Genomic DNA, 22,384 nt, shown 5'->3' with positions numbered 1-22,384 from the left:
CAAGAAGGCCAAACCCCAACGCCCCCCCCCCCCCCCCCCCCCCTCCCCCCCCCCCCCCCCCCCCCCCCCCCCCCCCCCCCCCCCCCCGCCCCCCCCCCCCCGCGCCCGACCTTCCCGGTCCTGGTCGCGGCCGACGCCGAGGCGGCTCCCGCACGCCTCGAACAGCGGTTCCTCGATCCACTCGGCGACCACCGCGAGGTCGTCCAGCGAGAGGGGCGGCTCGGCCCGTACGTCCTCGATCGACACGGCCGTCTCCGACAGGACGGCGAGCAGGTCGACCCGGGCGCCGTCCGTGAAGGCCAGCCGGACGTTGAACCAGGACGTGATCGTCGTACCGAACTCCCGCACTTCCCAGGCGGGCCGCACGGACACGTCGCCGTCCGCGCGGCAGCGGTCGGAGAGATTGAGAAACGATGCGTCTAGCACATGCGGAACGTAACCGCATCATCACATTCCATACGAACGGACACGCGCGCCCACCACGCACCGCACCCTGTCAGCGGAGCACCAGTGGTGCGATCCTGGAAGCACCAGCGATGTCCTGTCAGCGATCTCCCAGATCCCTCGGGTAAGGAGTCCCGCCGTGCTGCGTGTCGCCGTCGTCGGTTCGGGGCCCAGTGGGGTCTACAGCGCACAGGGTCTTGTCCAGCGGAGCGGGCCGCCCGACGTCCGGGTCGACGTCCTGGACCGGTTGCCCTGCCCGTACGGCCTGGTGCGCTATGGCGTGGCACCCGACCACGAGAAGATCAAGTCGCTCCAGAACAACCTGCGGACCGTCCTGGAGGACGAGCGGGTGCGCTTCCTCGGCGGGGTCCAGGTGGGGCCGGGCGGAGTGCCGGTGGCGCGGCTGCGGGAGCTGTACCACGCGGTCGTGTACTGCGTCGGCGCCGCCACCGACCGGCATCTCGGCGTGCCAGGCGAGAACCTGCCGGGCAGCTGGTCGGCGACCGAGTTCGTGTCCTGGTACAGCGCGCACCCCGACTCCGCGGCCGACGGATTCGTGGCCGGCGTGCGCTCGGCCGTGGTCATCGGCATCGGGAACGTCGCCGTCGACGTGACCCGGATCCTGGCCCGCGGCGCGCCCGAGCTGAGTCCCACCGACATGCCGCAGGCGGCGCTCGGCGCGCTGGCCGCGAGCGAGGTCACCGAGATCAGCATGGTCGGGCGGCGCGGACCGTCGCAGGCCCGGTTCACCACCAAGGAGCTGCGCGAGCTTGGCGCCCTGCCGGAGGCCGAAATCAGCGTGGCCGAGGCGGAGTTGGCGCTCGATCCGGCCTACCTCGATCCTTCGGGGCTGCCCGCCGCGCAGCGCCGCAACGTGGAGGTCCTCCGGGGTTGGGCGGCGGCCGCGCCCCTGGGCCGCCCGCGTCTCATCCGCCCGCGCTTCTTCCTGCGCCCCGTCGAACTCCTCGCCGACGGCGGGCGGGTGGGCGCGGTGCGCTTCGAACGAACCGTGCCTGACGGGGCGGGAGGGGTCACGGGAACCGGCCGATTCGAGGAGATCGAGGCCCAGTTGGTGCTGCGTTCGGTGGGATATCGCGGAGTGCCGCTGGACGGACTGCCGTTCGACCCCGACCGCGGCACGGTGCCACAGCTCGCGGGACGGATCCTGCGGGACGGCGAGGTCGCGCCGGGCGAGTACGTGGCGGGCTGGATCAAGCGCGGCCCCACCGGGGTCATCGGAACCAACCGCCCGTGCGCCAAGGAGACGGTGACCTCTCTGCTGGAGGACGCCCCCGCACTCGTACGACGAGAGATCTCCGAGGATCCGCTCACGGCACTGCGGGCCGAGGGGGTACGGCCGGTCGAATGGGCCGGCTGGCAGGCGATCGAGCGGGCCGAGGCGGAGCTCGGAGCCGGCCTGGGCCGTCGCGTGGTCAAGCTGCCCGACTGGGACGCGCTGTGGACGGCGGCGCGGACGGCGCGGCCCTGACAACGTCCCGGCGAAGGCCTGGCGCAGCCCTGGCGCCCCTGGCGGGACGGTCGTCCGGCGCGGCACGCGGCGTCCGTAGCGGAGTCCGCGACAGTTCCGTGGGCATGACACACACCCGCAACAGGCCGGACATCAACAAACTGTTTAAGCCCCCTACGGTCTCGTGCTGTCCGGGCGTGTTCGTGTCGTGCGGACGTTCCCCTCTCCCCGCAGCTTCTGGAGTGCCCATGGCAACCACCGCTCCCGTGCATCCCGTCGACGAGGTTCCACCCGCACGCCAACTGGCCGCCTTCGGTCTCCAGCATGTACTCGCGATGTACGCGGGCGCGGTCGCGGTTCCGTTGATCGTGGGCGGCGCGATGAAACTGTCGCCCGCCGACCTGGCGTACCTGATCACCGCGGATCTACTGGTGTGCGGGATCGCGACGCTGATCCAGTGTGTGGGCTTCTGGCGCTTCGGAGTGCGGCTGCCGATCATGCAGGGGTGCACCTTCGCCGCCGTCTCCCCCATGGTGCTCATCGGCACGACGGGCGGTGGACTGCCCGCGATCTACGGGTCGGTGATCGTCGCGGGCCTCGCGATCGTCCTGCTCGCCCCGGTGTTCGGAAGGCTGTTGCGCTTCTTCCCGCCGCTGGTCACGGGCACGGTCATCCTGATCATCGGTCTCTCGCTGCTGCCGGTGGCGGGCAACTGGGCCGCGGGAGGCGTCGGTTCCAAGGACTTCGGGGAGCCGAAGAACCTGGCACTCGCCGGCTTCGTCCTGGCCGTGGTGCTGGGCGTACAGCGGTTCGCACCGGCCTTCCTCGGGCGCATCGCGGTCCTCGTCGGCATCGCGGTGGGTCTCGCGGTCGCGGTGCCGTTCGGGTTCACGGACTTCGGCGGGGTCGGGGACGCCGACTGGGTCGGGATCAGCACGCCGTTCCACTTCGGGGCACCGTCGTTCCACGCCTCCGCGATCGTCTCGATGCTGGTGGTGGCCCTGGTGACCATGACCGAGACGACTGGTGACTTCATCGCGGTCGGCGAGATGACCGGCCGGCCGATCGAGCCGCGGACCCTCGCGGACGGTCTGCGCGCCGACGGTCTGTCCACGGTCCTCGGCGGCGTCTTCAACACCTTCCCGTACACGGCGTTCGCGCAGAACGTGGGCCTCGTCGGCATGACCCGGGTGCGCAGCCGCTGGGTGGTCGCCGCCGCGGGCGGCATTCTCGTCGTGCTCGGCCTGCTGCCGAAGCTGGGTGCCGTGGTCGCGGCGATCCCCGCCCCCGTGCTCGGCGGCGCGGGTCTGGTGATGTTCGGAACCGTCGCCGCGAGCGGACTGCGCACCCTCACCGAGGTGGACTTCGAGGGCACCGACAACCTGACGGTGGTGGCTGTTTCGGTCGCGATCGGCATGCTGCCGGTCGGAGTGCCGACGGTCTACGAGAAGTTCCCCGACTGGTTCCAGACGGTGATGAACAGCGGTATCAGCGCGGGATGCCTCACGGCGATCGTACTGAACCTGCTCTTCAACCACCTTCCAGGCAGGGCGAGTTCAGCTGAGGTCACCACTGAACCCGAGGCCGCCTCGGCCGGTACGTAGGTCCGTACCCCGTCGACGGGCCGGGATCCGTGGACCTGCTGGTCCCCGCCCGCCGGTTTCCGGGATCAGGAACTCGTGAGCACGACGAGTTGTCGGGTCGCCCGGGTCATCGCGACATAGCGGTCGACCGCGCCCTCCACGCCCTCGCCGAACTCCTGCGGGTCGACGAGGACGACCAGGTCGAACTCCAGCCCCTTCGACAACTCCGGTGTCAGCGACCGGATCCGGGATGTCGCCCGGAACGCGGGATCGCCGATGACGCAGGCGATCCCCTCGGCATGCGCGAGGAGCCAGGTGTCGAGGATCCGGTACACCCCGGGCCTTGCCGCAAGCCCCCCGGTGCGCTATATGTTGAGAGTGGCGAGGGGTGGGTGTTCCTCTTTGCCGATTCCCCCGCACCTCTGCCGCCCGTCATCGACGGGCAGACCCCTCGACCGCCATGACCTGTCACGGCCGCCTGTCGTGACCCGTCACGGATCCAGGCGCCCGGCCTGCCGGGTGGCCGCCTCCAGGACGCTGCCGAGGAGGCCGGGGAACAGTGCGTCGAGGTCGTCCACGCGCAGTCCGTTGAGCTTCGCCGTGCCGCGGTAGACCTGGCGGACGACCCCGCTCTCACGGAGCACCCGGAAGTGGTGCGTCGTCGTGGACTTGGTGACGGGCAGAACGAAGTCCGAGCAGGAGAGTTCTCGGCCGTCGGCGGCGAGCTCGCGCACGATCTGGAGCCGCATCGGGTCGGACAGCGCGTGCAGCACCGACTCCAGCCGGATCTCCTCGCGCGCGGGATGCGGCAGGTCACGGCCGCTCACGGCGGTGGCGGCGGTCGTCACGGCGGCTCCACTTCGTCCGGGGACCTTGCTGTCCGGGGACCTCGGTCTTCGTCCGGGCACCTTCGGCATCGTCCGGGGGGCTTGACCCGGCGCCGCCATTGTACGAGACCCGTCGTAGTTTGACACACGCCGTACTACGATGTTTATCGTACGAGCCGTACACCGGTCCCGCGACGAATGGAGTCGGCCGTGAGCGCGCTCTTCGAGCCCTACGTCCTGCGCGAAGTCACCATCCCCAACCGGGTGTGGATGCCCCCGATGTGCCAGTACTCGGCCGCGCCCGACGGACCCTCGGCGGGCGCCCCGCACGACTGGCACTTCGCCCACTACGCGGCCCGCGCCACCGGCGGAACGGGACTGGTCATCGTCGAGGCGACCGCCGTCTCGCCCGAGGGCCGGATCTCCCCGTACGACCTGGGCATCTGGAACGACACCCAGGTCGAGGCGTTCCGCCGCATCACGCGCTTCCTCACCGCGCAGGGCACGGTGCCGGCCGTCCAACTCGGGCACGGTGGGCGCAAGTCCTCGACCGACCGCCCCTGGAAGGGCGGCGCGCCCGTCGGCCCGGACGCGTACGGCTGGCAGGCGCTCGCCCCGAGCGCGCTCCCGTTCGCCGAGGGGCACCCGGTTCCCGACGAGCTGACCGTCGCCGGAATCCAGGAGATCGTGGGCCAGTTCGCGGACGCGGCCCGCCGCGCGCTGGCCGCCGGTTTCGAGATCGTCGAGATCCACGGCGCCCACGGCTACCTCGTCAACGAGTTCCTCTCCCCGCACTCCAACCACCGCACCGACGCGTACGGCGGCTCGTACGAGAACCGCACCCGCTTCGCCCTCGAAGTCGTCGACGCCGTACGGGAGATCTGGCCGGACGACAAGCCGCTGTTCTTCCGCGTCTCCGCCACCGACTGGCTGGAGGACGCGGGCTGGAGCACGGACGACACCGTCCGCTTCGCCGCCGAACTGCACGAGCACGGCGTGGACCTGCTCGACGTGTCCACGGGCGGGAACGCCTCGGGCGTACGCATTCCCGTCGGACCGGGCTATCAAGTCCCGTTCGCCGCCCGGGTGAAGAGGGAGACGTCGCTGGCCGTCGCCGCCGTCGGCCTCATCACCGGGGCCGAGCAGGCCGAGAAGATCATCGCGAACGGGGAGGCCGACGCGGTGCTGCTGGGCCGCGAGTTGCTGCGCAACCCGTCCTTCGCCCGGCTCGCGGCGCGCGAACTCGGGGCCGAGGTGCACGTACCGGAGCAGTACCACCGGTCCGTCTAGGCATCGGACCGCGAAGGCGCCGAAGCAAGGCCCTGTGCCGGATGCTCGGCCCGGCGCAGGGTGGCTGAAGCGGATCTCCGGACCCGTTCCGGGAGTCCGGGCCGATTCCTCTTCCCACTCCCTCCGACCGCCTGCCGGCTCCCTTCGGGATCCCGCCTGCCGGGATGTCGTGCGGGTCGGGGTGGGCCGGAACCGCCGGACCCCGACCGCACGTTCACTCGGCGGCCGGCGCGGCAAGCCCGCGCGGCCGTCATCCCGCCTCCGCCTCGGCCTCCGCTTCGGTCTCCGCTTCGGTCTCCGCTTCGGCGAGCAGCGCGATCAGGGGCGCGGGCCCGTGCCACGCGCGAGCGGACCGTTCCGACGGGGCAGTCGCCGACCAGGGCGGCCTCCGGAGCAGTGCGCCGGCGAGCGCACGGGCTGCGCGCATGCCGAACGAGGACGGGGAACCCTCCTCGCGTCCCCCTGTGAACAGATGTGCCAGGGAGCCGGAACCGATGTGCCCCACCCCCGTGGCATCCATCGAGGCCATGCCCGCAGAGCCCACGTTCGCGGAGCACGTGTCCATGGAAGCCATGTGGCCAGAGCCCATGCGAGGGAGGCCCAGGGCTGCACACCTGTACCCCCGTGCCGCCCATCGACATACCGCCACACCACCCATGCCGCCGATATCGTGCTGCCCTGGTCCGGGAGCCGGGCCTACAACCGGCCGGGCGTCCGGTCGTGGTCGCACCCGTGATCCGGATCACGGCGAGCCCGGACGTCCCGGCCCCGCTTGGCGGGCGTCGCCGGGGGTACCCGGCGGAACACGGTCGGAGCACGGGTGATGCATGGCCGGGACAGGGCGACCCTACGTACTGTAGGGTCCCGGCGGTGAGCGTCTTATGTCAGGGGGAGCCTGTGAACGAACGTGACGCCGGGCGCACGGCACGCGGACCGGCGTCCGTGCTGGCACTGCTCGTACCGAGCCTCGGGATCGCCGCGCTGGGCGTTTACCACCTGTGCGGCTTCGACCTGCACGCCCTGCACGTGCGCCCGCACTTCGGCGACGCGGTGACCATGGCCGGGGTGATCACCGCCCTGGTTTCGGCGGGCGCGGCGCTCGGCGACCTCCTGTGGTGGGCGACCACTCGCGACCGTACGCTCGGTGACGGCGGGGAGCCGTGTCCGGGCAGACATTTCGGGAACTCGGGTCGCGACAGGGGAGCCTCGGGCCGCCGCTGAGAAATCCGGGCCGCCGCCGTTGAGAAATCCGGCTCACCCCTGACAGAATCCGCCTCGGCCGTCACGAGGGCCGAGCCACGGGCATTCGGCGCGGCGCGGTTCCGGGTACAACGCCGGGCTCCGCACCCCGGCGGCGCCGAGCCCGCCGCCCGCGGTCAGGCCGCGCGGGCAGGCGTGCCGCGGACCGGCGGCCGACAGACAGGTGTGACGCGGACCGGCGGGCCTTATTCTCAACACCTCCTTACCTCTTCACGCCGACTCCGCCTGGCCATAACCGCACTCTTCCCTACAAGATGTAGTGTTCCGGCCTCTGTCCCCACCGGTTTTCCCGGCCTCTCCCCAAGGTGATGCTCCACGGTGTCCGTACAACAGTCAGCGCTCATCCCGGAACAGCGGAACGCGAGCTCGCGCCGGGGGGACCGGGCCGGACGAACAGGCGTCGGGATCCGGCCACGGGCGGCCGCGCTCACCGTCTGGTACCTGCGACTGCTCGCCGTCCTCAACATCGTCGCGGTGATCTCGCTGCCGTTCCGAGAAGAGGTGCACGAGCACAACGGGGGCGAGTTCTTCACCCCGTATCTGGCCACCGCCGGACTGATCTCGGCCGCGCTGGCCCTGTTTCTCGCGCTGGTGATGCGGCGCCGCAAACGGGCCGCCTGGATCTTCAATCTGCTGCTGGCCGGACCGCTCCTCGCGCTCTACACCGCGGCGCTGACCCAGGACCGCTACCAACGGCACGTCTTCAACTGGATCTCGGCCCTGCTCACCGCCCTCTTCGTCGCCGCCCTGCTGCTGGGGCGCAAGGAGTTCCACGCCGTCGGGGACCGCTCGAATCCCCGCCTCGCGCTGGCCGTCGGCGCCGGCGGCCTGATCGTCAGCGCCACCCTCGGCACCCTGCTCGTCAGCGCCACCAACCGCGTGTCGGGAACGCCGCTCGGCGACCGGATCGCGTACACCCTGCTGCGCGGAATCAGCGTCGGTCCGCTCGCCGACCGCTTCGACACCGTCGTCGCGCCCCGCTGGGTCGACATCCTGATCAACATCCTGATGGCCGCCACCTTCCTGCTGGTGCTCTACGCGTGCTTCCGCTCCCCGCGAGGCCTCGAACTCCTCGGCGAGGAGGACGAGACACGGCTGCGCGCCCTGCTGGCCCGGCACGGGGAACGCGACTCCCTCGGCTACTTCGCACTGCGCCGCGACAAGGCGGTCATCTGGTCGCCGAGCGGCAAGGCGGCGATCGCGTACGGCGTCGGCGGCGGCGTGACCCTCGCCTCCGGCGACCCGATCGGCGACCCGGAGGCCTGGCCGGGCGCGATCGAGGCATGGCTGCGCGAGGCCCGGCGCCACGCCTGGACCCCCGCGGTCATGGGCGCCAGCGAGGAGGCCGGGACCGTCTACGCCCGGCATGGCCTGGACGCCCTGGAGCTCGGCGACGAGGCCATCGTGGACCGGTCCGACTTCACCCTGGAGGGACGCGCCATGCGGGGCGTCCGGCAGGCGCACAAGCGTGTCCGGCGCGCCGGTTACACGGTCCGCGTACGACGGCACGAGGACATCCCCGACGCCGAGATGGCCGCCCTGACCGACAAGGCGGACCAGTGGCGCGACGGGGAGACCGAACGTGGTTTCTCCATGGCGCTCGGCCGGCTGGGAGACCCGGCCGACGGACGGTGCGTGATGCTGGAGTGCCATGACAGCGAAGGCGAACCCCGGGCCGTACTGAGCTTCGTACCGTGGGGCGAGCGGGGGCTGTCCCTTGACTTGATGCGCCGCGACCGGGACTCCGAGAACGGGCTCATGGAGTTCATGGTGATCGAGCTGCTGCTGCGCGCCGAGGAGATCGGCGTCGAGCGGGTGTCCCTGAACTTCGCGATGTTCCGGTCGGTCTTCGAACGCGGCACCCGGCTGGGCGCGGGACCCGTGCTGCGCCTGTGGTGCTCGGTGCTGACGTTCCTGTCGCGCTGGTGGCAGCTCGAGTCCCTGTACCGGGCCAACGCCAAGTACCGGCCGGTCTGGGAGCCTCGCTACCTCCTCTTCGAGAAGAGCGCCGACCTTCCCCGTATCGGCATCGCCGCGGCCCGCGCGGAGGGCTTCCTCGCCCCGCCGGCCCTGCCCCGGTTCGCCTCCCGGCGCGCGGCCCACCCGGATCGGCGGCCCCCCGTACCGCCTCTCGCGGCGCCCACGGCACAGCCCGCTCCCCCCGTCTCGCCCACACCGCGCCCCTAGGTTCGCGACGGACCCGGCGGTCACATCGCCGTGGGCACGCACGCCGGGCACCCAGGAGGGTGTCCGGCGGCGCTGTCTCGGGGCTCTGCCTTCCCCTGTCCTGGCCGTTTCGCCGGTTTCGCTCCGGCCGACCGTCGTAAAGCGGCCGCTCGCTCCGTAGTTGGCTGGGTTGACGCCATCGACGGGGCCGCTCTCGAGCGTCACTGTCAGTGCCGTGGTGCACACTCACGATCAATGGCCGTACGCCTGGGGAGGACACCGTGTTCAGGGGGATCGACGAGGTCGACTGGGCCTCGATGGAGCATGCCCACGGAAGCGCCGCGGACGTGCCGGAGCTGCTGCGGGGACTCGCCTCTCCGCTCCCCCAGGAGCGGGAGACCGCGCTCGACGGGATGTACGGGGCCGTGCACCACCAGGGCGATGTGTACGACTCGACGCTGGCGTCCATCCCCTTCCTCCTCACGCTCGCCGGACGCGCGGGGCTTCCCGACCGGGGCGGAATCGTGGAGTTGCTCGCCAGCATCGGAGGATCGGACGACGAGGACGGCTTCGAGGACGGCGAGGACGGCGAGGACGATGTCGTAACCGGCCGGGACGCGGAGGACCCCGAGGACGACAACCACGCGATGGCACGCACGGCGATCCGGGCGGGTGCCGCGGTCTTCCTGGACCTCGTCGCGGACGCGGACCCGGAGGTACGCCGCGCCGTGCCGTCGGCGCTCGTACGCTTCCACGACGAACCGCCGCGCGTACTGGCCCTGTTGAGGGATCGGCTGCGGGACGAGCCGGAGGACGGTGTCCGGCCGGCGCTGGTCGAGGGCCTCGGGCTCCTCGCCCGGCTGTACGCCGATACCGCGGTCCCGGCGGTGGACTGCCTGGTGTCCCTGTGCGCCGCCCCGCACGACCCGGGGCTGCGGCTCGCGGCCCTCGGACAGCTCGCCTCGTGCGCCCCCGACCGGCTGCCCGCCGACCTCGTGCCCACGGTCGTCGCACTGCTCCACGCCAGGTCACAGCGCTTCCGGCCGTCCGAAGAGCCCATCAGGACGTCCTCCGACACCCTCATCGGCAGTCTGCGCCGCATGCGCCCCGCGGACGAGGAGGGCGCCCAGTTGCTCCGGACGCTCCACAAGGCGCTGGGTGCCCGCACCGCGGACCGGATCGCCCTGCTCAAAGGACAGTTGAGCAGCCAGGACACGGCCGACCGGTGCAATGCCGTGTGGATGTCGGCGGGGCTGTTCCGCGAATGGCGTGCCGACTACGAGGAGCCGATCGCGCTGATCGGTGAGCAACTCGGCTCGGACGAGGAACGGTTGCGCTGGGCCGCGGTGTCCGTCCTGGAGTTCCTCTTCACTCTGGCGGTTCCGGCCGCCGACCGGCTCGCCGCCCTCGTGGCATCGGGCGCCGACTCCCGGGCTAGCGGTACGGCGACGCTGAGCCGCCCCCTGAAAGCCCTGGCCAGATGCGGGGACGCGCGGGCGGTACCGGCCCTCACGGAGGTGCTGCGTCACCCGGTGGTGCCGAACGAAACCGGGTACACGATCGGGCATCTGGGCCAGGCCGCGGCGCCCCTGGCCCCGCTGCTGCGGGAGCGGCTGGCCGAGGTCCCCCTCGATGGCCCGGATACCTACGGCCGGGCCGCACCCCTGCTCTACGGGCTCGGGGCACTGGGGCACGCCGCCGCCGCGCCGGAGGTGCTGCGGCTGCTGCACGGCACACCGCGCGAACTGCGGCTCCGGGACGCTCTGGTGAAGGCGCTGGCCAGGACGCTCGGCGCGTTCGGGACACCGGCGCGTGAGGCGATACCGGCCCTGCGGGAGCTGCTGACCGGCGAGAACGCCGTGGCGGCGGCCGACGCGCTCTGGACCGTGGAGGGCGACGCGGAGGCGGTCCTTCCACCGCTGCTCCGGGCGCTGGCCTCGGAGCTTGACGCCGGCAGTCCCCGGACAGCGGCCGAGACCCTCGGCCGCATGGGGGCGGCGGCCGGACCCGCGCTCCCCGGACTCCGTCGCCTGACGGACTCCGCCGAGGTGTGGGAGCGGACGGCCGCCGCCTGTGCCCTGTGGGACATCTCCGGAGATCCGGAACCCGTCCTGCCGGTGTTCCGCGCCGCCTGGCGGCAGAACCCGTACACCCGGCGCACCATCACCGCGTGCCTCGTCCGAATGGGCGGCGCGGGCGCCCCCGTCCACGACCTGCTCCGCACGGAACTGGCCTCACCCCGGCGCCACCGGGCCCGTTCCGGCGGCCACGGCAGCCACGACGTCCTCGAAGACGAACTCCTCCTGCGGGACTGCGGTACGGCCCTGGAGACCGACTAGCGAAGCCGGGGCGTGGACCTCGGGCCCCGGCGCCGGGGCGCGGGTGCCGGGGCTCGGGGTGTTGCGTGGTCGGCTCGGAGGTCGTTTCTCCGGCGGCCTCGGGCGAGTGCCCCTGAAGTGCCCTCTCAGCTCGTCATCCGGCCCCACTGCGGTCCGATCCGCTCCCACTCCTCGTCCCATCGCTCCATGCGCCGCCGTTCCAGGCGTCCGCGAAGCAGGCGCCCGGCGATGAAGGGAACGCCCGCCACACCCGCGCCCGCGAAGGCGCCCATCAGGTAGGCCCGCAGCCGGGCCACCGCGACGGTGGTGGGTCGGGTGACAAGACGCCCGTGGGGGTCGGTCCACACCAGGACCGGGGTGTCCGCCGAGGTGCCCGCGTAGACCCGTACCCGGCCGGATCGAGGGGTACCGTCCGGCGCGGTCCAGCGAACCTTCGTCCACACGACGCGACCGGCTGATTCCGTCACGTTCGCCTCCGGCGCGTCCTCGGTCAGCCGAGCGGGGACGGCCTGCCACTCCGCGCGCTGCTGGGCGAGACCGTGCTCCACGGCGCGGATGGTCGCCAGGCCCGTGACCGCCCCGCCGAGCACCGTGAGCGCCCAGGCCGCGAGCATGATCCAGGCCTCCAGGACATCGCTTCGCCGCCGTAGCGGGTTCCGCCGCCACCGCCACAGCCAGACCTTCGGACCACGGAATGCCGCCATCAAAGGCATCCTCCTCACCACCGCGCGAACACGCCACATCTCCCTCCCTTACGCACCTGCTCCGCGCGATGCTCACGCCCCGCGCCTGTCGGCTCGTCCGCCGCATGAGCCGGGTTCCGCCCGGGCCGCACTGCGACCGGCCCCCGTCCGGAACCACGACCGGCGCCGCGAACCCCCGCCGTCCGCCGGCGCGACCCGTCCGAGCTGCGCAAACGCGAGGTCGAGAGGTGACTGTCGGTGCCGGGGTGCAGACTGGCCCGTATCGCAGACAACGACGTCGCGGAGGTGGCCGGCCATGGCCGACGTACTGCTCACCGTGGGCACCCGCAAGGGTCTCTTCATCGGGCGACGACGCGACGGCACCTGGGAGTTCGACGAGAATCCGTATTTCAACGCACAGGCCGTGTACTCGGTCGCGATCGACTCCCGGAGCGACCGGCCGCGGCTGCTGGTCGGCGGGGACAGCGCCCACTGGGGCCCGTCCGTGTTCCACTCCGACGACCTGGGCCTGACGTGGACCGAACCGGCGCGGCCCGCCGTCAAGTTCCCCAAGGAGACGGGCGCCTCGCTGGAGCGGGTCTGGCAGTTGCACCCGGCGGCCGCCGAACCGGACGTGGTGTACGCGGGCACGGAGCCGGCCGCGTTGTACCGCTCGGAGGACCGGGGCGAGTCCTTCGAGCTCGTCCGTCCCCTGTGGGAGCACCCCACCCGCTCGAAGTGGGTCCCGGGCGGAGGCGGTGAGGGGCTGCACACCATCCTCACCGACGAGCGCGACGCGCGGGCCGTGACGGTCGCCGTCTCCACGGCGGGAGTCTTCCGGACCGTCGACGGCGGCGCGAGCTGGGAACCCGCCAACTCCGGTGTCGCCGCGGTGTTCCTGCCGGATCCGAACCCGGAGTTCGGGCAGTGCGTGCACAAGGTCGCGCGCGACGCGGCGAACCCGGACCGGCTCTATCTCCAGAACCACTGGGGGGTGTACCGCAGCGACGACGCGGGTGGCCAGTGGACCGACATCGGCGCGGGCCTGCCGTCCACGTTCGGGTTCGCGGCGGCCACGCATCCGCACCGCGGCGACACGGCGTACGTCTTCCCCATCAACGCGGATTCGGACCGGGTCCCGGCCGACCGGCGGTGCCGCGTCTTCCGCACGGAGGACGCGGGCGTGAACTGGGAGCCGCTGACGGCGGGACTGCCCTCCGAGGACCACTACGGCACGGTGCTGCGCGACGCGCTGTGCACGGACGGCGCGGATCCGGCGGGCGTGTACTTCGGCAATCGCAACGGCGAGGTGTACGCGTCGGCGGACGACGGCGACAGCTGGCGGCAGCTCGCCTCGCATCTGCCGGACGTCCTGTGCGTCCGCGCGGCGGTCGTGGCCTGAGCACGGTCGCGGCACGACGGTTGTCCAGACCTGAGACCGCTCGCGGTACGACACCGGTCGAGGCCTGAGACCGGTCGCGATCCGAGAGCTGTGGTCGCGCGACCTGAGATCCCGGAGACTCCAACGACCCACGGCGGCACACGTCTTGTGCTCGAAGGCGTCCGATTCGACGACGAATCGGTCATCCTCGGTCGCGCGACGGCCACCGGTTTGATCTCCGCCAGGTGTGCCGCAGTAGGGTGACGCCCGTGGCACCACGACCGTTGCATGAGATCGTCGAACCGGGCTGGGCGAAAGCCCTCGACCCCGTGGCCGGACGGATCGCCGAGATGGGCGACTTCCTGCGCGCGGAGATCGCCGCAGGACGCACCTACCTACCGGCCGGGGCGAATGTCCTGCGAGCCTTCCAGCAGCCCTTCGACGAGGTTCGCGTCCTCATCGTCGGGCAGGACCCCTATCCGACACCGGGACACGCGGTGGGTTTGTCGTTCTCGGTGGCCCCGGAGGTACGTCCGCTGCCGCCCAGCCTGATCAACATCTTCACCGAGCTGAGGAACGACCTCGGGGCGCCCCAGCCGTCCACCGGTGACCTCACCCCCTGGACGAAACAGGGCGTGCTGTTGCTCAACAGGGCGCTCACCACGGCTCCGCGCAGCCCCGCCGCCCACCGCGGCAAGGGCTGGGAGGAAGTCACCGAACAGGCGATACGGGCCCTGGCCGCCCGAGGCCGCCCGCTGGTGTCGATCCTGTGGGGCCGCGACGCCCGCAACCTGCGCCCCCTGCTCGGCGATCTCCCTTCGGTGGAGTCCTCGCACCCCTCGCCCATGTCGGCCGACCGCGGCTTCTTCGGTTCCCGCCCCTTCAGCCGCGCCAACGACCTGCTGGCCAGGCAGGGAGCGGAGCCGGTGGACTGGCGCCTGCCGTGAGGCCCGACGGCGTACGTGGCGGGCGGCCGGGCGGTCCGGGGCCGTCCGTCGTGCTGGCCGTGGACTCCGGCGGTTCGGGACTGCGTGTGGCGCTCGCCGCGCGGGAGGCGACGGGCGATGCCGGCTCCCCCGTACGCCAAGGGGCGGCGCCGCCCCCTCCCCCGGCCCCGCTCTGTGAACCCCTGACCTCCGAGGAGCCGGTCCGTACCGGCCCGCGCGGGATCTCGGCCGGGCATCTGCTGGATCAACTGCTGCCGATGGCGCGGCGGTTGATGACCGAGGCAGGGACCCAACGACTCGGGGCGGTCGCCGTCGGCGCGGCCGGCCTGGCCACGCTCGGTGACGAACTGCGGGACGAGCTGCCGGCGGCACTGGAGCGTGAACTGGGAGTACGGCGGGTCGCTTTGGCGGCCGACGCGGTGACCGCGTACACGGGCGCGCTGGGCCCCCGGGCGGGTGCCGTGATCGCGGCCGGCACCGGCATGATCGCGATCGGCACCGACCTCACGTCGTGGCGCAGGGCCGACGGGTGGGGCCATCTGCTCGGCGACTGCGGCGGTGGCGCGTGGATCGGCCGCGCGGGCCTGGAGGCGGCGCTGCGGGCGTTCGACGGCCGCCCGGGCGGTTCGGCCGCACTCCTCGCGCGGGCGGAGGAGATGTTCGGGCCCATGCCGGAACTGCCGGGCCGGCTGTACCCGCGCACCGACCGGGCCGCCGTGCTCGCCTCCTTCGCCCCGGAGGTGGCCTTCCGCGCCGGGAGCGATCCCGTGGCGGCGGACATCCTGCGGGCCGCCGCACGGCACATGGCCGAGTCGGCCGCGGCGGCGTGCCAGGTCGACGGCGAGCCTCATCTCGCGCTCACCGGGGGCCTGTTCAAGATGGGCGACCCGCTCCTCGGCACCCTGCGCGAGGAGTTGGCGAAGCGGCTGCCGCACGCCCGGCAGGTACCGGCCGCGGGCGATCCGCTCGACGGCGCGCTCCGGATCGCCGCCGACCTGGCGAACGGCCTGCTCGCGCTGCCCCCGGACGAGCGGATGTTGTACGTGGTGGCCGAAAAGCCCTATCCGGAAATCGATGGTCGAAATTCACCGCAGGACCGACAAGTCCACGATTACTGATCACTTCTGATCCGTACGTAACTCATCAGACAAAAGCGGACGGATACCGCTCACCTGCACCCTCCCCGAACAGGGGAACCCAAGAAACCAGTAACATGCGGCGCCATGAGCTCCCCCACTGGGCCCGCGTCCGGCCTGCCAGTACGAATGCCGCGACCCCGCCAAGCCGGGCGGCACCGCCGTCCGGAACCCCTGGCGGCTCCCGAGGGCGCGCCCGCGCTCGTCCTCGCGGTGCCGGGCACCCCCAGCGCGGCCACGCGCAGCCTCGCCGAGGAGGTCGTGAGCATCGCGCGCTCCGAGCTCCCCGGCCTCGATGCCCGCATCGGTTACCTGGACGGGGACGACGAGTTCCCCACGCTGCAGTCCGTGCTGACCCACGCCGCCGAGGAGCGCACAGCGCGCTTCGAGCAGGCCCGCGCCGCCGGTTCCGACGTCACCGCGCCCGACGGCCCGGTCGGCATCGTCGTACCGCTGCTCGCCGGTCCGGACAACGCCCTGCTGCGCCGGATCCGCCAGGCGGTCATGGAGAGCCGCGTCGCGGCCGAACTGACCGATGTCCTCGGCCCGCACCCGCTGCTCGCCGAGGCGCTGCACGTGCGCCTGTCCGAGGCCGGTCTGTCCCGCGCCGACCGCGCCCGGCTGTTCACCGTGGCGACCGCCGCGGACGGCATCGTGCTCGCCACCGTGGGCGGCGAGGACGCCGTGCAGGCGGCCGGGATCACCGGCATGCTGCTCGCCGCGCGTCTCGCCGTGCCGGTCATGGCCGCGGCGCTCGACGAGGAGGGTTCCATCGCGGCCGTCGCCGAGCAGCTGCGCGGCTCCGGTTCGCAGCAGCTCGCGCTCGCCCCGTACCTGATCGGCCCGGAGCTCGACGCGGGTCTGCTCGACGCGGCCGCGAAGGAGGCCGGGTGCAGCGCCGCCGAGGCCCTTGGCCCGTACCCGGCGATCGGCAAGCTCGCGCTGGCCCAGTACACGTCGGCGCTGGGCATCGCGCCGCCGCAGACCCAGGGGGCGCCGGCCTTCTAGTCGGCCGGTACACCCGTACAACCCCGTACTGCCCGCACAACCCGTACATCGAAAGGGCCCGCTCCTGTGACAGGAGGGGCCCTTTCCCGTGGGCGCGAGGCGCACCCGGCCGTGCGCGGGGCTTACCGGCGCGCATCCCGCGAGGGGCGGCCAGGTCAGCCGAGCCGGCCCGGTCAGCCGAAGACCACGCAGGATGCCGCGGGTGCCTCGACCGAGCCGGCGCGGCGCGGCACGCCCGTGTCCGGGTCGACGGTGAACCAGGTCACGTCGCCGGAGCGCTCGTTCGCCGCGTACAGGAATCGGCCCGAGGGGTCGAGGGCCAGCGCGCGGGGCCAGACGCCACCGCAGGGCACCGTGGCGACCAGCCTGAGCCCCTCGCCCACCGCGTCGGTCGTGAGCACGGAGACGACGTCCTGGCCTCGGGTGGCGGTCCACACGAAGCGGCCGTCGGGCGAGACGACGATGCCCGAGGGGTACGCGTCGCCGTCCGGGGCACCGGACAGCACCGGCGTCTCTCCGACGGGCCGCAGCGAGCCCTCGGCGGCGTCCCAGCGGCAGACGGTGACGGTCGGGGCGAGTTCGTTGAGGACGTACGCGTACTCGCCCCGCGGGTGGAAGGCGAGATGGCGCGGCCCGGAACCGGGGCGCAGGGCGATCTCGCGGTGCAGGGTCAGCGTGCCGCCGTCGAGGGCGCACACCCGGAGGGAGTCCGTGCCGAGGTCGACGCTGACCGCCCAGCGGCCGGTGGGGTCGGGCTGCACCTGATGGGCGTGCGGGCCCTGTTGCCGCTTCGTGTGCGGACCGGAACCGGTGTGCCGGAGCACGCTGGAGGCGGCGACGGCGAGTCCGCCGCCGGGTCGGATGGGCACGGCCGTGACGCTGCCCGAGCCGTAGTCGGCGGTCAGGACGTGTCCGTCGAAGACACTGAGGTGGGTGGGGCCGCTGCCGCCGGTCCTGATCGGCGGACCGGTCAGTTCCGGCTTGTCGTCGTGCACGCGGTAGGCGGCCACCGCGCCCTCGGTGGTCTCGCTGACCGCGTACAGGACGTCGTGTGCGGGCGACAGGGCGAGATACGAGGGATCGGGTACGCCGTCGACCGCGCTCAGGACGGTCAACGCGCCGCTGTCCGGATCCACGGCCGCCGTGAGGACACCGAGGCCTCCCGCCGCCGTGAACGAGCCGATGAACGCCCGCTGTTGCCGCCTGCCGCCGTCTGCCACTGCTGTCCCCTCTCGGTCCCGCGTCATCGGGGGCGACGGTAGCAGTCGGGGTGCTGCGGTCTAGACCAGAGCGGTCCGTTCCGGTCGGCCGACCGGAACGGACCGGAGAGGACTGGAGCGGTGGGCCGAAGCGGCGGGCTAGAGCGGGTTGAGCGGGTTCACGCCCCGCGCCCGTTCCTGGGCCTCCGGGTGGTGGACATAGGCCGGAGTGCGTTCGACGGTGTCGAACGTGCGGTGGAAGACCGGCGTGGCGCTGCCGGAGATCGGGGGCACGATCCACGACCAGTCGGCGCCCACCGGGCGCCCCCTGCGCTCCTCACGTCCCAGATGCGTGATGAAGCGCCGGGACTCGGTGTGGTGGTCGGTGACGGTGACGCCCGCGCGGTCGAAGGAGTGCAGGACCGAGCGGTTGAGTTCGACGAGGGCACGGTCCTTCCACAGGGACCGGTCGGTGCGGGTGTCGAGGCCCAGACGGTCGGCTATGGACGGCAGGAGGTCGTAGCGGTCGGTGTCGGCGAGGTTGCGGGCGCCGATCTCCGTACCCATGTACCAGCCGTTGAAGGGCGCGGCCGGGTAGCAGACGCCACCGATCTCCAGGCACATGTTGGAGATGGCGGGCACCGCGTGCCAGCGCAGTCCGAGCGTGTGCCACCAGGTGTGGTCGGGGTGGCCGAGCTCCACTTCGAGTACCGCGTCCTGGGGCAGCGCGAACCAGCGCGGTTCGGCGCCGGTGTCCTGGATGACCAGCGGCAGGACGTCGAAGGGTGTGCCGGGGCCGCCGGGCCAGCCGAGCCGACGGGCGGCCGCGGTGAGACCGGCGTTGCGCGGGTCGCCGGTCACGCCGCCGTCGAGGTGCGCGTAGCCCGCGTACCGGATGAGCTGTTCGTTCCAGATCCTGGGGCCGGGGCGCTCCGGTGTGTCGGGTGCGAAGACCGTGATGAGCGACCGGATCCGGCCGTCGCGCGTGGCCTCCCGGAGGTGATCGGCCGAGGCCTCGGCGACCTCCCCGGCGTCCCGCACGTCTCGGCGGTCGCGGACGCTCAGCGAGTTCCAGTACAGCCGGCCGATGCAGCGGTTGGCGTTGCGCCAGGCGACCCGCGCGCCGAAGACGAGTTCCCGGGTGGTGTGCCGGTACGTCCCGGTGTCCGCGATCTCCGCGCGGACGGCGGCGATCCGCCGGGCCGGATCACCGAGGTGCTCCTCGGTGTGGTGGAGCGTGATGAACTCCGCGGCGGCGCGGAGGAGGTCGCGGGGTGATTGCGGGGCGCGTGGGTACGGGGCCGGGCCCGGTCCGCTCCGGCCGGGATCGGCCGCATACCCGGCGCCGGGCCGCGTATACGGCGCGGCTCGGGCGTCCGGTTCGGTCCCTGTGTCCCGCCCGGTCAGCGTGTCCGGCTCGGTTCGCGTGTCCGGCCCGGTCCGGACGGGATCCCGGGCTGACCGGGTCAGGGCCTCGGTTGCGGCCTCCCCGGCCAGCAGCCGCCCGCGAAGCCCCGGGATCGGGGTGGCGCCGCGGTCGGGCCAGAGCATTGCCAGTGCGTCCACCTGCGCGGATAGAGCGCGGGTCGCGGCGGCGACCTCCGCGGGGCTGGCATCGGCCTGAACGGCGGTCAGGGACAGGTCGTCCGCCCGGCGGAGGTTCCGGGCCTCACACGCGTGCGGTCCGCGCGACTGGACGGGGTCCCCGTGCCGGTCGGCCGGGGCATCGGACGCGGACAGGGCGGGAGGCCGCCCGAGATCTCCCCGACCGTCGGCAGGGACACCGGGCACGTACGGGGCAGGAGGTCGCGTGGAGTCCGTACGGTGGTCGCCAGGCGCTTCGCGGGCGGGCGGCGGGCCGATGGCGGCGGGGGGCGTTCCGAGGCCGTCCAGCGGGCGTCCGCGCCCTCGCTGGGGATCTTCGCCGTCATGCTGGTCGTCGTGCCGGATCCGGTCCAGCCAGCCGGCCGGGCCGTCGCCACCGGGGTCCGGGTGCCCCGGGTCCGATCTGTCGGCCGTGCGCTCTTCGTGTGTGGTGCCGCGCGGGAAGTCGCGCATGGTGCCGCCCCCAAGAGTTCCGCCCGCGGGCCGCTACCGCGCGGTCCGCGGCGTCCGTACGTCCGGCGGCCGCGGAGTCGCCCGGCGGGTGCGGCGATCCGCCCTGTGGATGGCCGGTAAATCTGCCTCATTCCGGGCGCCTGTGTCCACAGAGGGAGGGCTGCCGCCGGGGGGTGCGGGCGGCCGCGGGGCGCGGGGGCAAGCGCCCCGGAGATGTCAGGCGGCGACGAGCAGCGAGCCGCGCAGCGGTGTCGCCAGTTCGACGAGCGCCCGCTCCAGGCCGTGCAGATGGACGAGCGCCTGCTCGGCACCGGGGTGGTGGCCCGGGACGCCGTGCTGGGCCCCCGGAGCGCCTCCCGGTATGGCGCCGACCAGGGACTCCATCGCCGTCTCGACCCGTCGGCAGGCCGCGGTGAGGCGGGCGTCGTGCGAGGCGTCCGGGTCGGCGGCGACGGCGGCGAGACCCCGTACCTCGCGCGCGCAGTCGTCGAGCAGGGCGAGGATCGCGCGGGCCCGTTCCTTGCGCCGGCGCATCGGGTTGAGCGGATGCACCAGGGGCGCGACAGCCATGCGCACGCGCCCCAGAAGTGCTTCGAGCTCCCCTGCGCGCGGCGCGGGATCGGCCTGGGCGTCGCCCGCGAGCCGTCGGGCCGCCGCCGAGGTACAGCCGTGCACGGCGTGCAGGGCGCGCTCGATCCACCGGTCGGTGACCGTGTGCGTGGTGATGGGCAGGACGAGCGCGACCGCGAGCGCCGCGCCGAGCGCGCCGACACCGGTCTCGGCGAGCCGGAGGCCCAGCAGTCCCGGGTGCAGGACGCCGAGCAGCCCGTAGAGCAGGCCCGCCATGACGGTGACGAAGAACATCATCCAGCTGTACGAGGCCGGGGCCGTGTAGAAGATCCCGAAGACGCTCACCGCGACGAGGACGGCGGTGGGCGCCGGCGCGCCGTGCAGCGGTACGGCGACGAGGAGCCCGGCCACGATCCCGGTGAGCGTGCCGACCACGCGCCGGAAGCCGCGGACCAGCGTCTCGCCGCGCGAGGCCGTGTTGACGAAGATCCACCATGCGGCGCCGACGGCCCAGTACCAGCGGTCGTGCGAGAGCAGCTGGCCCGCGGCGAGCGCGAAGGCGCAGGCCGCCGTCGCCTGGAAGGCCTGGCGGGTGGCGGGGCGCGCCAGCCCGCGTCCGTCGAGCGGCCGCGGCGCGACGGGCAGGGGGCTGCGCCGCTCGACGCACCAGGCGCCGAACCGCACGGCCGAGGAGGCCGCCAGCGACAGGGCGACGGCGGCGTACAGCTGCGGGAGCTGGCCGGGCACGGCGTGCAGGAACTGGGTGGTGAAGAACATCATGAACGCGAAGATGCCGAGCGCGTGGCCGCGCGGGCCGAAGCGGCGGGCGTACACCCCGGCGAAGACCACGGCGAGCCAGATGGCGTCCCGCAGCGTCGGCACCGCGTGCAAGGCGGTCGCGACCGTGAGGACCGGGAGGCCTGCCAGCGGGAGCAGCGCGGTGGTGCCGGCCTGGCCGCGCACCGTCGGGTCACCGACCGTGAACAGCGCGAGGAGCGCCGCGAGCCCTCCGGCGATCGACGCGGGGAGCGACAGCCCGGCCAGTTGGCACAGGGTGACCGCGAGGCCGATTCCGAGCACCGCCCGGAGCGAGACCCGCAGCCGGAACAGTCCCGGATCCGGAGCCATGAACATCTTCTTCACCGTCGGCGGCCCGCCTCCACTTCGCACTTCAGCACAAGGTTCGGCATGCGCAACGCACATGCGAAAGGCGCCGCGGGGCCGGTACGGCGTCCTTGCCGTCCGGCGCTGCGCAGCGCCATCAATACGGACAAGGTAAGCGGCAGTCGGGAACTGGCTCAACCGGCACGGTTTCGGCTGGGCCATTGGTACAGTTGAAAGTGATCATTGTCGGCCACAGGGAGGCCAACGGACCATGGCCGTCGACGAGCTCGACACCCGCATCCTGCGACTGCTTCTGGAGCAGCCGCGTACCAGCGTCCGCGAATACGCCCGCGTCCTCGGCGTCGCCCGCGGCACGCTCCAGGCCCGCCTCGACCGGCTGGAGCGGGACGGGGTGATCACCGGGACGGCACCGTCGCTGTCCCCCGCGGCCCTCGGCCACCCCGTGCTCGCCTTCGTGCACATCGAGGTCACGCAGGGCCATCTCGACGACGTCGGCGACGCGCTCGCCGCCGTACCGGAGATCATCGAGGCGTTCTCGATCACCGGCGGCGGTGATCTGATCACCAGGGTCGCGGCGCGGGACAACGCCCACCTGGAGGATGTGATCCAGGCGCTGATCAGCCTGCCCGGCGTGGTCCGCACCCGGACCGAGGTGGCCCTGCGCGAACGCGTCCCGCACCGGTTGCTGCCGCTGGTGGAGTCGATCGGACGGGCGGCGCGGAGCTGAGCGCCGCCCGTCTTCGGAGCGGCCGGCCCGGGTGGGCAGCCGAGCGGTGACAGGGCTGCGCCCCTGCCACCCCTGCACGGCTGACGGCTGACGGCTGACGGCTGACGGCTGACGGCTGACGGCTGACGGCTGACGGCTGACGGCTGACGGCTGACGGCTGACGGCTGACGGCT

General features: G+C 72.8%; 18 protein-coding genes and 1 pseudogene. 11 read left to right on the top strand and 8 right to left on the bottom strand.

Annotated features, from left to right (window positions below; translation table 11 throughout):
* Positions 1 to 348, bottom strand: a 348-nt coding sequence (locus tag ACZ6KY_RS19305) for a DUF6214 family protein (protein ID WP_469311487.1), incomplete at its 3' end; no start/stop codon positions are given.
* A 235-nt stretch (positions 349 to 583) separates the two neighbouring features.
* Here ACZ6KY_RS19305 and ACZ6KY_RS19300 point away from each other — a divergent pair.
* Positions 584 to 1,933, top strand: coding sequence for an FAD-dependent oxidoreductase (locus tag ACZ6KY_RS19300; RefSeq protein ID WP_469311472.1), 1,350 nt, complete (start codon positions 584 to 586; stop codon positions 1,931 to 1,933).
* Positions 1,934 to 2,160: 227 nt separating this feature from the next.
* Complete coding sequence (locus tag ACZ6KY_RS19295) at positions 2,161 to 3,516, top strand: nucleobase:cation symporter-2 family protein (RefSeq protein WP_469311471.1); 1,356 nt, start codon at positions 2,161 to 2,163, stop codon at positions 3,514 to 3,516.
* 65 nt (positions 3,517 to 3,581) lie between these two features.
* Here ACZ6KY_RS19295 and ACZ6KY_RS19290 read toward each other — a convergent pair.
* A pseudogene (locus ACZ6KY_RS19290) lies at positions 3,582 to 3,821 on the bottom strand (AAA family ATPase); the annotation flags it as partial.
* A gap of 165 nt (positions 3,822 to 3,986) precedes the next feature.
* Positions 3,987 to 4,343 carry an ArsR/SmtB family transcription factor gene (locus tag ACZ6KY_RS19285; protein ID WP_469311470.1) on the bottom strand — a complete coding sequence of 119 codons (357 nt, stop codon included), beginning with the start codon at positions 4,341 to 4,343 and terminating at the stop codon, positions 3,987 to 3,989.
* A gap of 189 nt (positions 4,344 to 4,532) precedes the next feature.
* Here ACZ6KY_RS19285 and ACZ6KY_RS19280 point away from each other — a divergent pair, with 189 nt between their 5' ends.
* The gene (locus ACZ6KY_RS19280) at positions 4,533 to 5,612 is read left to right on the top strand and encodes an NADH:flavin oxidoreductase/NADH oxidase (RefSeq protein WP_469311469.1); all 1,080 of its coding nucleotides are present in this window, start codon (positions 4,533 to 4,535) and stop codon (positions 5,610 to 5,612) included.
* A 250-nt stretch (positions 5,613 to 5,862) separates the two neighbouring features.
* Here ACZ6KY_RS19280 and ACZ6KY_RS19275 read toward each other — a convergent pair whose 3' ends face one another.
* Positions 5,863 to 6,186 carry a hypothetical protein gene (locus ACZ6KY_RS19275; protein ID WP_469311468.1) on the bottom strand — a complete coding sequence of 108 codons (324 nt, stop codon included), beginning with the start codon at positions 6,184 to 6,186 and terminating at the stop codon, positions 5,863 to 5,865.
* A 323-nt stretch (positions 6,187 to 6,509) separates the two neighbouring features.
* Between ACZ6KY_RS19275 and ACZ6KY_RS19270 the strand changes: the two genes are divergently transcribed.
* The 3 genes from ACZ6KY_RS19270 to ACZ6KY_RS19260 all read left to right on the top strand — a co-directional run bounded on the left by ACZ6KY_RS19270 (position 6,510) and on the right by ACZ6KY_RS19260 (position 11,377).
* The gene (locus ACZ6KY_RS19270; RefSeq protein ID WP_469311467.1) at positions 6,510 to 6,833 is read left to right on the top strand and encodes a hypothetical protein; all 324 of its coding nucleotides are present in this window, start codon (positions 6,510 to 6,512) and stop codon (positions 6,831 to 6,833) included.
* A 357-nt stretch (positions 6,834 to 7,190) separates the two neighbouring features.
* Positions 7,191 to 9,059 (top strand): phosphatidylglycerol lysyltransferase domain-containing protein, encoded by a 1,869-nt coding sequence (locus tag ACZ6KY_RS19265; RefSeq protein ID WP_469311466.1) that lies wholly within the window; start codon positions 7,191 to 7,193, stop codon positions 9,057 to 9,059.
* Between the two features lie 260 nt (positions 9,060 to 9,319).
* Entirely contained in the window at positions 9,320 to 11,377 is a 2,058-nt protein-coding gene (locus ACZ6KY_RS19260; RefSeq protein ID WP_469311465.1) for a HEAT repeat domain-containing protein, read from the top strand.
* Positions 11,378 to 11,502: 125 nt separating this feature from the next.
* On the opposite strand, the gene ACZ6KY_RS19255 is transcribed toward ACZ6KY_RS19260, so the two are convergent.
* Positions 11,503 to 12,081: an Rv1733c family protein gene (locus ACZ6KY_RS19255; RefSeq protein ID WP_469311464.1), complete on the bottom strand. Its 579-nt coding sequence runs from the start codon at positions 12,079 to 12,081 to the stop codon at positions 11,503 to 11,505.
* Positions 12,082 to 12,376: 295 nt separating this feature from the next.
* On the opposite strand from ACZ6KY_RS19255, the gene ACZ6KY_RS19250 reads away from it, so the two are divergent.
* The 4 genes from ACZ6KY_RS19250 (at position 12,377) to ACZ6KY_RS19235 (ending at position 16,532) form a co-directional block, all read left to right on the top strand.
* Positions 12,377 to 13,462: a WD40/YVTN/BNR-like repeat-containing protein gene (locus ACZ6KY_RS19250; protein WP_469311463.1), complete on the top strand. Its 1,086-nt coding sequence runs from the start codon at positions 12,377 to 12,379 to the stop codon at positions 13,460 to 13,462.
* A 248-nt stretch (positions 13,463 to 13,710) separates the two neighbouring features.
* Complete coding sequence (locus ACZ6KY_RS19245) at positions 13,711 to 14,388, top strand: uracil-DNA glycosylase (RefSeq protein ID WP_469311462.1); 678 nt, start codon at positions 13,711 to 13,713, stop codon at positions 14,386 to 14,388.
* The gene (locus ACZ6KY_RS19240) at positions 14,385 to 15,506 is read left to right on the top strand and encodes an N-acetylglucosamine kinase (RefSeq protein ID WP_469311461.1); all 1,122 of its coding nucleotides are present in this window, start codon (positions 14,385 to 14,387) and stop codon (positions 15,504 to 15,506) included. The genes ACZ6KY_RS19245 and ACZ6KY_RS19240 overlap by 4 nt, the downstream gene beginning before the upstream one ends.
* Before the next feature lie 105 nt (positions 15,507 to 15,611).
* The gene (locus ACZ6KY_RS19235) at positions 15,612 to 16,532 is read left to right on the top strand and encodes a sirohydrochlorin chelatase (RefSeq protein ID WP_469311460.1); all 921 of its coding nucleotides are present in this window, start codon (positions 15,612 to 15,614) and stop codon (positions 16,530 to 16,532) included.
* Between the two features lie 173 nt (positions 16,533 to 16,705).
* On the opposite strand, the gene ACZ6KY_RS19230 is transcribed toward ACZ6KY_RS19235, so the two are convergent.
* From ACZ6KY_RS19230 to ACZ6KY_RS19220, 3 genes are all read right to left on the bottom strand, one after another.
* The gene (locus ACZ6KY_RS19230) at positions 16,706 to 17,752 is read right to left on the bottom strand and encodes a lactonase family protein (protein WP_469311486.1); all 1,047 of its coding nucleotides are present in this window, start codon (positions 17,750 to 17,752) and stop codon (positions 16,706 to 16,708) included.
* Positions 17,753 to 17,890: 138 nt separating this feature from the next.
* Positions 17,891 to 19,282, bottom strand: coding sequence for a nitric oxide synthase oxygenase (locus ACZ6KY_RS19225; RefSeq protein WP_469311459.1), 1,392 nt, complete (start codon positions 19,280 to 19,282; stop codon positions 17,891 to 17,893).
* A gap of 723 nt (positions 19,283 to 20,005) precedes the next feature.
* On the bottom strand, positions 20,006 to 21,493 hold the full coding sequence (locus tag ACZ6KY_RS19220; RefSeq protein ID WP_469311485.1) for an FUSC family protein: 1,488 nt from the start codon (positions 21,491 to 21,493) through the stop codon (positions 20,006 to 20,008).
* A gap of 241 nt (positions 21,494 to 21,734) precedes the next feature.
* On the opposite strand from ACZ6KY_RS19220, the gene ACZ6KY_RS19215 reads away from it, so the two are divergent.
* Positions 21,735 to 22,211 carry an Lrp/AsnC family transcriptional regulator gene (locus ACZ6KY_RS19215; protein WP_261703115.1) on the top strand — a complete coding sequence of 159 codons (477 nt, stop codon included), beginning with the start codon at positions 21,735 to 21,737 and terminating at the stop codon, positions 22,209 to 22,211.
* The last annotated feature ends 173 nt before the right edge of the window (positions 22,212 to 22,384 follow it).

It is taken from the genome of Streptomyces sp. NPDC042002, assembly GCF_055588305.1.
The sequence above is the reverse complement of the archived record's forward strand: the minus strand, read 5'-3'. Positions and strand labels throughout refer to the sequence as shown.

Bases quoted from the DNA above. Each gene is read 5' to 3' on its own strand.
- ACZ6KY_RS19215 (WP_261703115.1), top strand. From the start codon at position 21,735: ATGGCCGTCGACGAGCTCGACACCCGCATCCTGCGACTGCTTCTGGAG.
- ACZ6KY_RS19295 (WP_469311471.1), top strand. From the start codon at position 2,161: ATGGCAACCACCGCTCCCGTGCATCCCGTCGACGAGGTTCCACCCGCA.
- ACZ6KY_RS19225 (WP_469311459.1), bottom strand. From the start codon at position 19,282: ATGCTCTGGCCCGACCGCGGCGCCACCCCGATCCCGGGGCTTCGCGGG.
- ACZ6KY_RS19220 (WP_469311485.1), bottom strand. From the start codon at position 21,493: ATGTTCATGGCTCCGGATCCGGGACTGTTCCGGCTGCGGGTCTCGCTC.
- ACZ6KY_RS19250 (WP_469311463.1), top strand. From the start codon at position 12,377: ATGGCCGACGTACTGCTCACCGTGGGCACCCGCAAGGGTCTCTTCATC.
- ACZ6KY_RS19275 (WP_469311468.1), bottom strand. From the start codon at position 6,186: ATGGCTTCCATGGACACGTGCTCCGCGAACGTGGGCTCTGCGGGCATG.
- ACZ6KY_RS19255 (WP_469311464.1), bottom strand. From the start codon at position 12,081: ATGGCGGCATTCCGTGGTCCGAAGGTCTGGCTGTGGCGGTGGCGGCGG.
- ACZ6KY_RS19235 (WP_469311460.1), top strand. From the start codon at position 15,612: ATGAGCTCCCCCACTGGGCCCGCGTCCGGCCTGCCAGTACGAATGCCG.